Annotated in this window: 13 protein-coding genes and 1 tRNA gene; 5 read left to right on the forward strand and 9 right to left on the reverse strand. The window is 66.9% G+C overall.

Features of this window, described 5'->3' with window-relative positions:
* Positions 1-4 precede the first annotated feature (4 nt).
* A complete protein-coding gene (locus tag MC45_RS02710) occupies positions 5-1,477 on the reverse strand; it encodes a DUF4139 domain-containing protein (RefSeq protein WP_038659184.1) in 1,473 nt (490 codons plus the stop codon).
* Between the two features lie 253 nt (positions 1,478-1,730).
* Here MC45_RS02710 and MC45_RS02715 point away from each other — a divergent pair, with 253 nt between their 5' ends.
* The gene (locus MC45_RS02715; RefSeq protein ID WP_038659187.1) at positions 1,731-2,051 is read left to right on the forward strand and encodes a hypothetical protein; all 321 of its coding nucleotides are present in this window, start codon (positions 1,731-1,733) and stop codon (positions 2,049-2,051) included.
* Between the two features lie 164 nt (positions 2,052-2,215).
* Positions 2,216-3,046 (forward strand): 23S rRNA (adenine(2030)-N(6))-methyltransferase RlmJ, encoded by an 831-nt coding sequence (locus MC45_RS02720; RefSeq protein WP_038659189.1) that lies wholly within the window; start codon positions 2,216-2,218, stop codon positions 3,044-3,046.
* A gap of 369 nt (positions 3,047-3,415) precedes the next feature.
* On the opposite strand, the gene MC45_RS02725 is transcribed toward MC45_RS02720, so the two are convergent.
* From MC45_RS02725 to MC45_RS02735, 3 genes are all read right to left on the reverse strand, one after another.
* Positions 3,416-3,491 (reverse strand) — tRNA-Ile (locus tag MC45_RS02725).
* 152 nt (positions 3,492-3,643) lie between these two features.
* Positions 3,644-3,907 (reverse strand): hypothetical protein, encoded by a 264-nt coding sequence (locus MC45_RS02730; RefSeq protein WP_038659191.1) that lies wholly within the window; start codon positions 3,905-3,907, stop codon positions 3,644-3,646.
* 136 nt (positions 3,908-4,043) lie between these two features.
* On the reverse strand, positions 4,044-5,441 hold the full coding sequence (locus MC45_RS02735; RefSeq protein ID WP_038659193.1) for a M20/M25/M40 family metallo-hydrolase: 1,398 nt from the start codon (positions 5,439-5,441) through the stop codon (positions 4,044-4,046).
* A gap of 160 nt (positions 5,442-5,601) precedes the next feature.
* Here MC45_RS02735 and ettA point away from each other — a divergent pair, with 160 nt between their 5' ends.
* Positions 5,602-7,281 carry an energy-dependent translational throttle protein EttA gene (gene ettA / locus MC45_RS02740; protein WP_038659196.1) on the forward strand — a complete coding sequence of 560 codons (1,680 nt, stop codon included), beginning with the start codon at positions 5,602-5,604 and terminating at the stop codon, positions 7,279-7,281.
* A 48-nt stretch (positions 7,282-7,329) separates the two neighbouring features.
* Here ettA and MC45_RS02745 read toward each other — a convergent pair whose 3' ends face one another.
* From MC45_RS02745 to MC45_RS02765, 5 genes are all read right to left on the reverse strand, one after another.
* Positions 7,330-7,902: a Uma2 family endonuclease gene (locus tag MC45_RS02745; protein ID WP_038659199.1), complete on the reverse strand. Its 573-nt coding sequence runs from the start codon at positions 7,900-7,902 to the stop codon at positions 7,330-7,332.
* 32 nt (positions 7,903-7,934) lie between these two features.
* Complete coding sequence (locus tag MC45_RS02750) at positions 7,935-8,720, reverse strand: NYN domain-containing protein (protein ID WP_038659202.1); 786 nt, start codon at positions 8,718-8,720, stop codon at positions 7,935-7,937.
* Between the two features lie 23 nt (positions 8,721-8,743).
* Complete coding sequence (locus MC45_RS02755) at positions 8,744-9,124, reverse strand: DoxX family protein (protein WP_038659204.1); 381 nt, start codon at positions 9,122-9,124, stop codon at positions 8,744-8,746.
* An 86-nt stretch (positions 9,125-9,210) separates the two neighbouring features.
* Positions 9,211-9,696: a transcription elongation factor GreB gene (gene greB / locus MC45_RS02760; RefSeq protein ID WP_038666307.1), complete on the reverse strand. Its 486-nt coding sequence runs from the start codon at positions 9,694-9,696 to the stop codon at positions 9,211-9,213.
* Positions 9,697-9,705: 9 nt separating this feature from the next.
* Positions 9,706-11,733, reverse strand: a complete 2,028-nt coding sequence (locus MC45_RS02765) for a lytic transglycosylase domain-containing protein (protein WP_038659212.1) — start codon at positions 11,731-11,733, stop codon at positions 9,706-9,708.
* A 79-nt stretch (positions 11,734-11,812) separates the two neighbouring features.
* Here MC45_RS02765 and dapA point away from each other — a divergent pair, with 79 nt between their 5' ends.
* On the forward strand, positions 11,813-12,697 hold the full coding sequence (dapA, locus tag MC45_RS02770) for a 4-hydroxy-tetrahydrodipicolinate synthase (RefSeq protein ID WP_038659215.1): 885 nt from the start codon (positions 11,813-11,815) through the stop codon (positions 12,695-12,697).
* Positions 12,698-12,881: 184 nt separating this feature from the next.
* Positions 12,882-13,364 (forward strand): SsrA-binding protein SmpB, encoded by a 483-nt coding sequence (smpB, locus tag MC45_RS02775; protein WP_038659218.1) that lies wholly within the window; start codon positions 12,882-12,884, stop codon positions 13,362-13,364.
* The last annotated feature ends 20 nt before the right edge of the window (positions 13,365-13,384 follow it).

A 13,384-nucleotide genomic window follows, 5' to 3' on the forward strand; every position in this document is an offset into this window, starting at 1 on the left:
ATCGTCAGTACCGCGTGTCGAAGGTCGCGGTCAGCGTCGCGGTGCCGTTCGCGGGCACCCGCACATGCCATATCCGCTCGTCGAGCGAGCGCTGCTCGCCCGGCTGGCTCTCCGCCGTTACGCGCGTGTCTTCCCACCTGTCGCCAAGGCCCGTCTGGCTGACGTCGACCGTCACCGGCTCGGGCCGGGCGTTGGTCAGGACGTAGCGCATCGCGGTGCGCCAGTAGGTGACGCTGCGCGATTCCTCGACCGTGCGGGTCGGCGCGCCTTGAACCTTGATCCGGTAGCGGGCGGTGCGTTCCCACTCGTCGGCCAGGATCTTCTCGCGCTTGTCGACCGCGGGTTGAACCTTCACGTCGAACGCCTCGCCCGTCTTGATTGCGAGCTGGCTGCCCATCGGCGTGTGGCCGATGCCGTTCTCGCCGACGAACTGCGGCTGCCCCGTGGCGTCGCGCATATAGACGCGCACCGTTCCCGCCGGCAGCGCGTCGCCGAGCCCGCCCTCGCGCGCGGTGGAGAAGCCGATCACCGTGTCGGCCGAGCGCGGCTCCTGATCGCTGCCCATCCAGCCGTTGCGGAACGCGTACAGCTTGCGCGCGGCGACACCGCCGACCGACAGGAAGCTCACCTGCTTCTGCTGGTTGGCGGCGATGGTGGTGCGGTGGCCGAGTGGGTAGAGGTAGAAATCGCCCAGCCGCGCACGGCCGGCGCTCTGCGTCCCCGGCCGGGTGCCCGGCGCCAGCCCCAGGCTGCGGCTGCTGTTGCCACCGGGACCGCCCGCGACCAGCAGCGCGTCGGCATCGACATAGGTGGTGCCGCCGCTATTGCCGAGCGTGATCCAGCCCTGCACGTCGACGGTCGATTTGCCCTCGTCGAACAGCGCCACATAGTCGGCCGACCACGACAGGCCGCCGGTCAGATAACTGATCGTCACCGGCCGCCGCCCGGCGTTCTTCGCATCCAAAGTGATCGACAGCGTCGGTCGCGCGCGCAGGTTGGGCGGCAACGAATCGAAGACGACCCGCACGGGCAGGCCATCGTCGCGCAGCACCTCGATCCGGCTGCCGATCTGCAGGATGACGCCGTCGTTGGAGGCGAGCACCCGGGCCTGTTCGCGCGTCTCCGCGCCGGTTGCCGGGTTGGTGCGGACGAGGGTGATGGTCTGTCCCACCGCCTTTTCCATCAGCGCGCGCGGCGATAACAAGTCATAGTCGTAATTCTGTTCGACGATCGTCGTGCCCTCGGCCGACAGGCGGACGGTGGCGGGGCGGATCTCGCTCGACACGTCGGGGAATTCCTGCCGGGAGATGCCGGCCGGCAGGGTCATCTGCCGCGTGTCCTGGATCAGCGCGGTGTCGTTGGCATAGATCGTGACCGCCACGTCGCCTTGCGCGCTGCGGCCGGCAACCGAAGGCGGCACAGCCTGAGCCCATGCCCCGGCAGGCACAACCGCCAGCAAAACCAACGTCGATCGCATAGTCTCTCCCCCTGCGGTGAGCTTACGGGGCGGGGCTGCCCCGCGCAACGTCGGACATGATCGACGCGGGCCACAGGCCTTCCATGCGGAAACTGAACGAATGGTGGAAGTCGGGTGCGCGAAACTTGCCTGCGAGTGACCGGCTTTGGGTCGTTGCAGCCGCACTGCGTTTTGCACGTCCGTCTGCCAAGCCATGATCCGATACGCCCCCGGACCCGTGCTTTGGGCGGCATAGCATGTTAGGGCCGCCGCCATGTCGAAATCCCAGAGCAACGGCGGCGCCGTCGAAATCGATGGCGCCACGTATGATTGGCACCTCCAGCGTGAACCGCATCAGTCGGATGATGAAGGGTGGAAGGGGATGATCATCGCCCTTCTCCAGCGCGATGCAAAACGCGAAGCATGGGTGCAATTCCCGCCGCCGAAGCGGCTTTTGAAGGGCTTGCCGCGCGGCCGTCTGCAACTGGACGACGCCACGATTTCGCGATGCGTGCGCGCCGCGATGTCGGCGGGCTGGGAGCCGATGTCGCGGGGCAAGCCGGTCGTGTTCGAGGTCGATGCCCAAGGCAATTGAAGCGGCCGCGACCGAAGCCTCGATCATCGGACATTCCCATGCGCCTTCGCGTCGATTGCTGGCGCGGGCTCAACGTGGATCGGTTGTTCAATTGCTTCGCGCTCATCTGGCGCTCAGCAGCATGCATACACGTATAAGGTAGATCGGCAGGATCCGAGTTCACGATGAATTATCGCCATTCCTTCCACGCAGGCAATAGTGCCGATGTCGTCAAGCACAGCCTGTTGATAGCTCTCATAAAGGCCTTGCAACAAAAACCGGGCGCGTTGACCTTGATCGACACGCATGCCGGCCGCGGGCTGTACGACCTCGACGGCGCGGAAGCCCAACGCACGGGCGAATCCACCGAAGGCGTTCTTCGAGCTTTTGCCGACCCGAACCCCTTGCTGGACGACTATCGCGCGGCGGTACAGGCGGTGAATATCGGACCCGAGCCGCATTTCTATCCTGGTTCGCCGCGGGTCCTCGCGCAGCTTCTTCGTCCGCAAGACCTCCTTATCCTGAACGAAAAGCATCCCGAGGAGGCTCATACCCTGCGCAAGGTGATGCGCGATACTTCCGCTGCCGTGCACGAACGCGACGCCTACGAGCTTTGGCTGGCGATGCTGCCGACCCGAACCGCACGCGGCGTCGTGGTGGTCGACCCGCCGTACGAACAGCTCGATGAACGCGCCCGTATCACCGCGACCCTCGCCGCCGCTTACCGCAAATGGGCGCACGGCGTGACGGTGGTCTGGTATCCGCTCAAGGACCGCGCCGCGCACGGGCGATGGAAGGAACAGCTGAAAAAGCTCCGCATTCCGAAAATGCTGGAGGTGGAGCATTGGTTGTACGATGGCGATCAGCCCGACATCTACAATGGGGCGGGCCTTTTCATCGTCAATCCGCCCTATGCCTTCATGCAGGCGCTGCCGTCTCTGCTGGAAGCGTTGCGCGCGATGCTTGCCCCGGAGGGGCACCGAGGGGAGATCACGGCCGACTGGTTGAGCGTTTGATATCGATCCCCGGCGCCCTTGGTGAGGACGTGCCGCGTTGCTGATGCCAAACGAGCATCTCGCGAGGTCGACTTGCCGCCGCACCGTTCCCGGAAGCGGCGCTGATCTGATGACGCGGTTCCAATGCGCCTCGCACGGCCTTCGGAAAGCAATCGCTCAGAGCGGTGCGACTCAGGGAAGATCAAGGGTGTCGCCCGCTGGCGCGGCGATTCGGGCGGCACTCTCTGCATCGGAGGATGCAAGGCCACATGGCCAGCGCCGCGATGATCAACGCTTTCGCCCAGTGTCGGTGGGTTGCCTGACCGCCTCAATCCGTTCGTGCCCAACCTGCCGGAAAGCGTAAGATTTTCTCGGGCATTTGGCGAAGGATGGTGGGCCCGGCAGGACTCGAACCCGCAACCTAGCCGTTATGAGCGGCCAGCTCTAACCATTGAGCTACAGGCCCCACCTCGGCGTTCGCTAGCGCAACCGGCGGCAAAGAAAAAGCCGGTGCGTGGGAGCGCGGGCCACGAAAAAGGGCGCCTCCCGCATGGGAAGCGCCCTTCGAGATCGTGCGACAGCCCGATCGGCGCGTCGGGCGAACCCGACGCCGCGCGATTAGAGGTTGTCGGCCTTGGCCTCGGCTGCGTCACGGACGTTGTCCGCTGCGGCGTTCGTGTTGTCGGCAACGTTCTCGAGCGCGGCAGCAGCCGATGCGTTCGAGGTGTTGTCGGCCAGCGCGTCGATGTTGTCGGCCTGCGCTTCCATGTTGTCGGCCAGCATGTCACCGTTGTTCTCAACGGCAGCAGCTTCAGGCGACTTGTGGCAGGCAGCGACGGACATCAGGCCGGCGGCAGCGAGAACGAAAGCGATCTTCTTCATTCGGTTGCTCCCAAGCAAAGCAAAGCAAAATCGCGGCCGGCCCGATCGCCGTCGCGAGACAGCTCAAATACCGCACGACTCCCCCCGGTCAATCACGAAATTCACCGGGGCGAAAGGTTCCGACATTCTTTGGCCGTTATCGCCGCGGCGTGACCGATCCGATCTCCTCCGGCGCATTGGCCACGATCGCGAGCATCGTCGTCCACGCCGCGACGTTCTGGCGCAGCTGTTCGGGGTCGATCCGGTCGAGCGTGTCGTCGGGCGTATGGTGGGTATCGAAATAGCGGGTGCCGTCCTGGTTGAGGTCGATCGCGGCGACGCCGAGCGCCAGCGTCGGGCCGACGTCGGTACCGTCGCCACCCACGCCCGCGCCGCGCCCGATGCCGAGCGGCGCCAGCGCGGTCTGCAGCCGGTCGGCGATCGGCTTGGCGCTGTCGGGAAGGTTGACCTCGTAGCGCCAGATGCGGTCCGCGCCGAAATCGCTCTCGCCCGCGGTCGCATGCCGCTCGCCGCCATGCACCCGCGCATAGTCCTTGCCGCCATAGCCGCCCGGCTCCTCCGCGCCGAACCAGACGACGCGGATCGTCCGCTTCGGCCGCGGGCCGTCGAGCAGCCGCTTGGCGGCGGCGGTGGTGATCGCGACGCCCGAGGCATCGTCGATCGCGCCGGTGCCGAGATCCCAGCTGTCGAGATGGCCGCCGATCAGCACGATCCCGGCCTTGGGATCGCTGCCCGGCACTTCGGCGATGACGTTGCCGGAGGTGCCGGTGCCGGCGAAGCGCGGGGTGAGCACCAGCTTCAGCGTGATCGGCTTGCCGCGGTCGGCGATCCGTTCGAGCAGTTCGGCGTCGCTGACCGACAAGGCCGCCGACGGGATCGGGACGACACCGGCGGGGAAGTCGGTGACGCCGGTATGCGGGTTGCGGTGATGATCGGTGCCGATCGACTTGATGACGATCGCCGCCGCGCCGAGCCGCGCCGCCAGCGCCGGGCCGACGAAGCGGGCAGGGCCGTAGGCGCCGTAGCTCGATCCGTCCTGCGTCGGCACCATCGCATTGCCGACATAGACGATCTTGCCGCGCACCGCCTCGGCGGGGGCGTTGGCGAGATCGCCATAGGTGCGGAACACCACCACCGGCGCGGTCAGGCCCGCCGCGGGCGTCGCGCCCGAATTGCCGAGCGCGACCAGCTTGAGCGTCTGCGGGAAGGGGGCGAGCACCTCGGCGCGCTCCTCGCCGCGCAGCCAGACCGGCATCTGATAGGTCTCAACATGGACGTTCTTGAAGCCGAGCGCCTTGAGCTTGGCGACGCCCCAGGTACGGGCCCGCGCCTCCGCCTCGGTCGCCGCGAGCCGCTGGCCAACCTCGGTGGTAAGCCCCTCGACGATGTCATAGGCGACGTCGTCCTTCAGCGCCGCGTCGCGCAGCGCCGCGACCTTGGCATCGACCGGGGCGGGCAGCGGCGGCGCGGTGCGCTGCGCCGCCAGCGCGGTGGAAGAAGCGAGGGCCAGCAAGGTCAGTGCGATGCGCGTCATTCGGTCGTTTCCCTGTTCGATCGTATCGCCAGGTGTGAGCGATGGCCGCGTCAAGCACAAGCCGGGGCGGGCCGCGGCGGCGGCATTTGCACGGGGGGCATCGGATCGCTACATGCCGCTCCAAGATTTCCCGTCCTTATCGATCAGGAGCCGTCGGCACATGGCCGTCCAGTATACCTACGTCATGAAGGGTCTGACCAAGACCTTCCCCGGCGCGAACAAGCCCGTCCTCAACAATATCCATCTGCAGTTCATTCCGTCGGCGAAGATCGCGATCATCGGCCCCAACGGCGCCGGCAAGTCGACGCTGATGAAGATCATGGCGGGCATGGACGCCGATTTCACCGGCGAGGCATGGGCCGCCGAAGGCGTGCGCGTCGGCTATCTCGCGCAGGAGCCGCAGCTCGATCCGACCAAGGATGTGATGGGCAACGTCAAAGACGGCGTCCGCCCGGTCGCCGACCTCGTCGATCGCTTCAACGCCATTTCGGCGGAGATGGGCGATCCCAAGGACGACACCGACTTCGACGCGCTGATGGAGGAAATGGGCGAGCTTCAGGCCAAGATCGATGCGGTCGACGGCTGGACGCTCGACAGCCAGCTCGAACAGGCGATGGAGGCCTTGCGCTGCCCGCCGGGCGACGCCGAGGTCACCCGCCTGTCGGGCGGCGAGAAGCGCCGCGTCGCCTTGTGCAAGCTGCTGCTCGAAAAGCCCGACATCCTGCTGCTCGACGAACCGACCAACCACCTCGACGCCGAAAGCGTGTCGTGGCTGGAGAATTATCTCAAGGAATATACCGGCAACGTCATCCTCGTAACGCACGACCGTTACTTCCTCGACAATGTCGTCAACTGGGTGCTCGAGCTCGATCGCGGGCGTTATTACACCTATGAGAGCAACTATTCGGGCTATCTTGAGAAGAAGGCGAAGCGCCTCGAGCAGGAAGAGCGCGAGGAGGCCGGCAAGCAGAAGGCGATCGCCGACGAGCTCGCCTGGATGCGCCAGACTCCCAAGGCGCGCCAGACCAAGTCCAAGGCGCGTATCCGCGCATTCGACGAGCTGATGGCGAAGCAGGAGAATCGCGTCGCCGGCAAGGCGCAGATCCTCATCCAGCTGCCCGAACGGCTCGGCGGCAAGGTGATCGAGGCCAAGGGCCTGACCAAGGCCTATGGCGACAAATTGCTGTTCGATGGTTTGGACTTCACGCTGCCGCCGGGCGGCATCGTCGGCGTGATCGGGCCGAACGGCGCGGGCAAATCGACGCTGTTCAAGCTGATCACCGGCCAGGAAACGCCCGACAGCGGCACGATCGAGGTCGGCTCGACGGTGAAGCTCGGCTATGTCGACCAGAGCCGCGACGATCTCGATCCCAACAAGAACGTCTGGCAGGAGATTTCCGACGAGCTCGAGGTCTTCCGCTTCGGCAAGCAGGAACTCGGCACGCGCGCCTATGTCGGCGCGTTCAACTTCCGCGGCCCCGACCAGCAGAAGAAGGTCGGCCAGCTCTCGGGCGGCGAGCGCAACCGCGTCCATATGGCCAAGATGCTCAAGGAGGGCGGCAACGTCCTGCTCCTCGACGAACCGACCAACGACCTCGACGTCGAGACGCTGCGCGCGCTCGAGGAGGCGCTGGAGACGTTCGCGGGCTGCGCGGTGGTCATCAGCCACGATCGCTTCTTCCTCGATCGCCTCTGCACGCACATCCTCGCCTTCGAGGGCGACAGCCACGTCGAATGGTTCGAGGGCAATTACGAGAGCTACGAGGAAGACAAGCGCCGTCGCCTCGGCGACGCGGCCGATCGTCCGACGCGGCTGGCGTATAAGAAGCTCACGCGCTGAACGAAGGGGCAGCTCCGGGGACGGAGCTGCCCCTTTCGGGCATCGCGTTCAGATGTCGATGGTGGAGATGGTCAACTCGGGAATCGTCAGGGCAGTGATCACCTCGCCCAACGGAACGCGTCGCTGCGTCGCAAAGCCCGTCCCCTTGGGATCGGCCATCTGATGGATGACACGACCCCTCACGTCGATCACCCAATATTCCGGCACGCCCTCCTGCGCATAGACCTTGCGCTTGCGTCCGAGGTCGTTGCGGAGCGACGTATCGGCAACCTCGATCACGAGTGCGAGCGAGGCGAGCGGAATTAGGCCATCGCCCTCCGGTTCGGTCGTGAGCGCGATGTCTGGCTCCGGCACATTATGCGGCGGCATCGCGATCGATCCTTCGACCAGCGCCTCCAATCCAGAGTCGATCCGGTCAAGTGCGTCCGCCAGCAGTCGGAACAGGCGCGACTTTATCCGGGCATGCGGACGATGCTGCGCGTTCACGTGAACGATTTCGCCATCGAGCAACTCGGTCTTGCCATAGGCATCGAACGCCCCCGCCGCGTCGAGCGCCAGATAGTCCTCGACCCGCAGCTTGACCCGCCGTGGGGTGGTGATGCGCGGCACCAGTCCAGCCATGGCGGCCTTTTATCACCAAGCCGAACGCGACGCTACCGCACCCGCTTGACGAACACCCGCCCATCCTCGCGCCGCTCGCTCTGGAAGTTCGGCACCGCCTGGATCAGGTCTGACAGGCGCTGATAGCCGTAGTTACGCGCGTCGAAGCTCGAACGGTTGCCGGCGAGCTGGCCCATCGCCGACAGGCTGACATAGCCCTTTTCGTCGCGCTTCACCGACTGATAGGCGTCGATCAGCAGCGCGATCAGTTCGGGATCGATCGGCTTCTTCGCCTTGGGTGCGGCGATCGAGGGGGGCAGCGCATCGCCGATCGGGACGTCGACGTTCGCCGGTTTCGCCGCCGCAGCCGCCGGGGCGGTCGCCTCCGCCTTCGCCTCGCTGACCAGCGCGCCGACGTCGATGAAGCGCGTGCACGCCTGTTTGAACGCCTCGGGCGTCTTGAGATTGCCGAAGCCGTAGACGGGGATGCCGTCCTGGCGGATGCGCATCGCCAGCGGCATGAAGTCGCTGTCCGACGACATGATGCCGAAGCCACCGATCCGCCCGCGGAACAGCAGGTCCATCGCGTCGATCGTCATCTTCATGTCGGTGGCGTTCTTGCCTTTGGTCAGGTCGAACTGCTGCTGCGGCTCGATGCCGTGCTTGAGCGTCATGTCGCGCCAGCCCTTGAGCGCGGGCTTCGACCAATTGCCGTAGACGCGGCGGATGTTGACCGTACCCAGCTCGGCGAGCACGGTCAGTACGGGGTCGATCGCATGCCAGGAGGCATTGTCGGCATCGATCAGCAGGGCGATGTTGCGATTGTTGTCGTCGGGCATCCGCCCGGCCTATCAGAGCCGGCTCAGCCCCGCCAGCGCAGCGCGTCGACGCTCCACCGCCCGCCACCGGCGGCGGCAAGGTACAGAAAGCCGAAGCAATAGAGGATCGCCGCCTCGCCGCCATTGGCGAGCGGCAGCCAGCCCTGCGGCGCATGCGCGAGGAAATAGGCCACCGCCATCTGCCCCGACAGGAGGAAGGCGACCGGCCGGGTCAGCAGCCCGACCGCGATCAGCGCGCCGCCGACGAGTTCGAGCACCCCGGCGACGGTGAGCAGCGGATTGAGCGGCATCGGAAAAGGCGGCAGGCCGAAAAATTTCGATACGCCATGGCCGAGGAACAGCAGGCCAAGCACGAAACGGAAGACGCTGAGGAGATAGGGGGACCAGCGGTCGGGGATCGGCATGACGGGAGACCTTTCGTTGTCGTCCCGAAACATCGCGCCGGCCGGCAAACGGCGCAATACGAAGGGCCGAAACGGTCCGTTGCCGCTTATGCCGCGGGATAGGCGATCGCGATCACCTCATATTCCTTTTCGCCCGCGGGCAGCAGCACGCGGCGCAGATCACCCACCGTCGCGCCCCGCAGCGCGCGCGCGATCGGCGCGTTCCAGCCGATGCGGCCGGCACCCGCCTCCGCCTCGTCGTCGCCGACCAGGGTCAACACGCGTTCGTTGTCGTCCTCGTCGGCGATCGTCACCGTCGCGCCGAACCAGACGCGCGTCCGGTCCTCGGCGCGCGCCGGATCGACGACCTTGGCCGCCTTCATCCGCTTCGACAGCCAGCCGAGCCGGCGGTCGATCTCGCGCAGCCGCTTACGGCCGTAGATATAGTCGCCGTTCTCCGACCGGTCGCCGTTGCCCGCCGCCCAGGCGATCGTCTCGACCAGCGCCGGCCGCTCGGTGCCGAACAATCGGTCATATTCCGCGCGCAGCACCGCATAGCCCGCGGGCGTGATGTAATTCGGCCGTTGCTCCATCGCCATGGCTCAGCCCGGACGGCCCTTGCCGAGATACCAGCTCGTGTTCGCCGGCCCGCGGCTCTTCGCACGCGCCGGATTGATGAGGTCGTAGACGACCGCATTCTCGATCACGCGCTGCACGTAGTTGCGCGTTTCCTGATAGGGGATCGCCTCGATCCAGTCGACCATGTCGACCGCTCCAGTGCGCGGATCGCCATTGGCGCGCAGCCATTTGTTCACGTTGCCGCCGCCCGCGTTATAGGCGGCGATGGCGAGCGGATAGCTGCCGTAGATGTTGAAGATGCGCTGGAAATAGCTCGATCCCAGCATGATCGACAGCTTCGGATCGGTGGTCAGCGCGCCGGGGTCGTAGGCGATGCCGATCTTGCCCGATTGCTCGCGCGCGGTGGCGGGCATCAGCTGCATCAGCCCGCGCGCGCCGGCATGGCTGACCGCGGTCTTGTCGAACTGGCTCTCCTGCCGTGCGATCGCGTGGATCAGCGTCCAATTGTCCTCGTAACCGACCGGCACCGCCACCGTCGGGAAGCCGGTCGCCGAATAATCGCTGAGCCCGTTCTGCATCGCGCTGCGCCCGACCAGCACGCCGAGATCGGGCCGGCCGATCTGCGACGACAGCTCGGCGGCGAGCAGATGATCGTTCGGCGTGGTGGCGTCTACCGCGATCTGGCGGATGAACGCGGTCTGGTCCTGCCACTGGCCGATCTGGCCGAGGAAGCGCGCCGCGCGCACGGTCTCGCGGCTGGCGAAGGCCTGCCGCACCTCGGGCGCGATCGCCGGCGTGCCGATCGCGGGCGGCGCCACCAGCGGCCGCCCAGTCCGCTCGAGCGCGAGCTGGCCGTAGAATTGATCGCGATAGCCCGCCGCCTGCGCGTAATAGCCGGCCGCTTCCGCCGGTTTGCCCGCCGCCTCGGCGGCGCGGCCGGCCCAGTAGAAGCCCTTGGCGCGCGTCTGCGGCGCCTGGCTGCCGCGGCCGTAGCGGTCGAACATCACCATCGCATCGGCGGGCCGGCCGAGCTGCTTCATCGCGGTCTGCCCGGCGAGCCAGACGAGGCTCGTATAATCGTCGCGCTCGCCATAGGGCTTGGTCGAGACGTCGGTGCCGGCCGGATAGGCGTCGTCGACCTGCCGCGCGATGTCATAGGCGAGCTGATATTGCCCGTCCGCCGCGGCGCCGCGCGCGTTGGTCAGCAGCACTTCGTACCACGCCTCGACCGCGCCCGGCCGCGAGGCGAGGCTGCGCGGCCGCGCCAGCCAGTTGCGCGCGGTCGGCGACGCGCCCGAATTGCGCAGCCACACCGCGCGATCCGCGACATAGCCGGGGTCGCTGGCGAACTGGTCCTGCGTGCGCATCGCGAGATCGGCGGCGGTGGCGGCATTGGTGCGGAACGCGAGCCGCGCCTCGAACACGGGCCGCCGTGCCGGGCTGGTATAGGCGATCTGCCGGCCGGCGACGCCGGTCGCATTCTGCCACAGCAAGGCATCCATGCGCGCATCGTGATCGTCGGGCGTCAGCGCGCTGGCAAAGCTCGTCAGGATCGTCGCCTCGTCGTTTGCCGACAGTCCGCCCTTGCGCCACGCCGCACGCGCGGCGGCCTGGGCCTCGGCGCTACGCCCGACCGCCTGATAGGCGCGCGCCTGCGCGACGAGACCCGCGGTCGACTGCGGCGGGAAGCGGGTGAAGAAGGCGAGCACGTTGCTCGGCGAGGCATTGACCGCCTGCCGCTCGGCAGCGCGCCGGTTGGCGGTCTGGCTCGGCCAGCCGGGATGCGCCATCAGGAAGCCGGCATAGCTGTCGAAGGGCAGCGCGTCGGTTTGCTGGATCGTCTTCCATTGCGCGATCGCGGCCGCGATCGCGCCGTCGGCGGGCGATTGCGGCGCCTGCGGCGACATGTTCGCCATCTGGGTGCGATAGCGTTCGAGCGCGTCGGGGCTGCTCGCCTGATTGCCGGGCGGGATCTGCTGCTGTACGGGCGCCGCGGTGACTCCGGCGAAGGCGGCGATGAGGATCGAGATCGGCAGGCTGGTCGGGTGCATGTGGACATCATACGGTCTCGACCCGTATCTGTCCTGAACGAAAATCCCGACCCGGCGCAGCAGGAGCCCGAAAAGTCCCATGTTCTCTGGTTCCATCCCCGCTCTGGTCACGCCCTTCGCCGCCGACGGGGCCTTCGACGAAGCCGTCTATCGTGATCTTATAGACTGGCAGATCACCGAAGGATCGTCGGCGCTGGTCCCCTGCGGCACGACCGGCGAGGCGGCGACGCTGACCGCCGACGAGCATTTCGGCATCGTCCGCATCTGCGTCGATCAGGCGGCGGGCCGCGTGCCGGTAATCGCCGGCGCCGGCTCGAACGACACGCAGGTCGCCGCCGCCAACATCCGCCGCGCCAAGGAGGCGGGGGCCGACGCGGCATTGATGGTCCCGCCTTATTACAACCGGCCGAGCCAGGAGGGCATCTACCAGCATTTCGCCCGGCTCGCCGAGCAGGCGGACCTGCCGATCGTCCTCTACAACGTGCCGGGTCGGACGGTGACCGACATCCAGCCGGCGACGCTGGTGCGGATCGTCACCACCTTCCCCGACATCTTCGTCGCGGTGAAGGATGCGAGCGGCGCGATCGCGCGCGTCTCGGCGCATCGTGCCGGCTGCGGGCCGGACTTCGTCCAGCTTTCCGGCAACGACGATATGGCGCTGGCATTCAACGCGATGGGGGGCAGGGGGTGTATCTCGGTCTCCGCCAACGTCGCGCCGCGACTGTGCGCCGAATTCCAGGCGGCGTGTCAGGCGAGCGATTATGCCGCCGCGCTGGCGTTGCAGGACCGGCTGTATCCGCTCCACGACGCTTTGTTCACCGATGCGTCGCCGGGGCCGGTGAAATACGCGATGACCCGCGTCCGGCCGGGCTTCCCGCAAGGCCTGCGTCTGCCGATGACCTGGCCGTCGGAGGCGTCGCGCAACGCGGTCGATGCTGCGCTGGCGCACGCGGGACTCGTTTAAGCCGCTTCGTCACGCACCCATCCGTCACCCCGGCCTTCCGCCGGGGTCCCGCTTCTTGCGGTCTGCCGTACGGATGAACAGCGGGACCCCGGCGCAAGGCCGGGGTGACGATAAGGGAAAGCCGGAATGTTATAACTGCGACCCGCTTCCCCTTGCCCGCAACACCGCCTACATCGCCGGTCACATGTCGCGTCCCAAACCCGCCACCTTCGACAAGAAGAAGATCGTCGCCGAGAACCGCAAGGCCCGGTTCGAATATACCATCGATACCGTCTACGAGGCGGGGATCGCGCTGACCGGCACCGAGGTGAAGTCGCTGCGCTTCGGCGAGGGCAGCATCGCGGAAAGCTATGCCGAGGTGCGCGACGGCTCGGTCTGGCTGGTCAACGCCAACGTCCCCGAGTTCAGCCACGGCAACCGCTTCAACCACGAGGCCAAGCGCCCGCGCAAATTGCTGCTCCACGAACGCGAGATCAACAAGCTGCACGGCGCCGTCGCGCGCGAGGGGATGACGCTCGTCCCGCTCAGCGTCTATTTCAACGGCCGCGGCCGGGCGAAGGTGGAACTCGCGCTCGCCAAGGGCCGCAAGGACCACGACAAGCGCGCGGCGATCAAGGAGCGCGAATGGAAGCGCGAAGCCGGTCGCATCATGCGCGACCGCGGCTGACCGGAGCGAACGCGCACCGC

It is taken from the genome of Sphingomonas taxi (assembly GCF_000764535.1).
GTDB lineage: Bacteria > Pseudomonadota > Alphaproteobacteria > Sphingomonadales > Sphingomonadaceae > Sphingomonas > Sphingomonas taxi.

Excerpts from the sequence above, each read along its gene's own strand:
- ettA (WP_038659196.1), top strand. The coding sequence starts at position 5,602 with ATGGCCGTCCAGTATACCTACGTCATGAAGGGTCTGACCAAGACCTTC.
- MC45_RS02755 (WP_038659204.1), bottom strand. The coding sequence starts at position 9,124 with ATGCCGATCCCCGACCGCTGGTCCCCCTATCTCCTCAGCGTCTTCCGT.
- greB (WP_038666307.1), bottom strand. The coding sequence starts at position 9,696 with ATGGAGCAACGGCCGAATTACATCACGCCCGCGGGCTATGCGGTGCTG.
- MC45_RS02745 (WP_038659199.1), bottom strand. The coding sequence starts at position 7,902 with ATGGCTGGACTGGTGCCGCGCATCACCACCCCACGGCGGGTCAAGCTG.
- MC45_RS02720 (WP_038659189.1), top strand. The coding sequence starts at position 2,216 with ATGAATTATCGCCATTCCTTCCACGCAGGCAATAGTGCCGATGTCGTC.
- MC45_RS02710 (WP_038659184.1), bottom strand. The coding sequence starts at position 1,477 with ATGCGATCGACGTTGGTTTTGCTGGCGGTTGTGCCTGCCGGGGCATGG.
- MC45_RS02730 (WP_038659191.1), bottom strand. The coding sequence starts at position 3,907 with ATGAAGAAGATCGCTTTCGTTCTCGCTGCCGCCGGCCTGATGTCCGTC.
- dapA (WP_038659215.1), top strand. The coding sequence starts at position 11,813 with ATGTTCTCTGGTTCCATCCCCGCTCTGGTCACGCCCTTCGCCGCCGAC.
- MC45_RS02750 (WP_038659202.1), bottom strand. The coding sequence starts at position 8,720 with ATGCCCGACGACAACAATCGCAACATCGCCCTGCTGATCGATGCCGAC.
- MC45_RS02765 (WP_038659212.1), bottom strand. The coding sequence starts at position 11,733 with ATGCACCCGACCAGCCTGCCGATCTCGATCCTCATCGCCGCCTTCGCC.
- MC45_RS02735 (WP_038659193.1), bottom strand. The coding sequence starts at position 5,441 with ATGACGCGCATCGCACTGACCTTGCTGGCCCTCGCTTCTTCCACCGCG.
- MC45_RS02715 (WP_038659187.1), top strand. The coding sequence starts at position 1,731 with ATGTCGAAATCCCAGAGCAACGGCGGCGCCGTCGAAATCGATGGCGCC.
- smpB (WP_038659218.1), top strand. The coding sequence starts at position 12,882 with ATGTCGCGTCCCAAACCCGCCACCTTCGACAAGAAGAAGATCGTCGCC.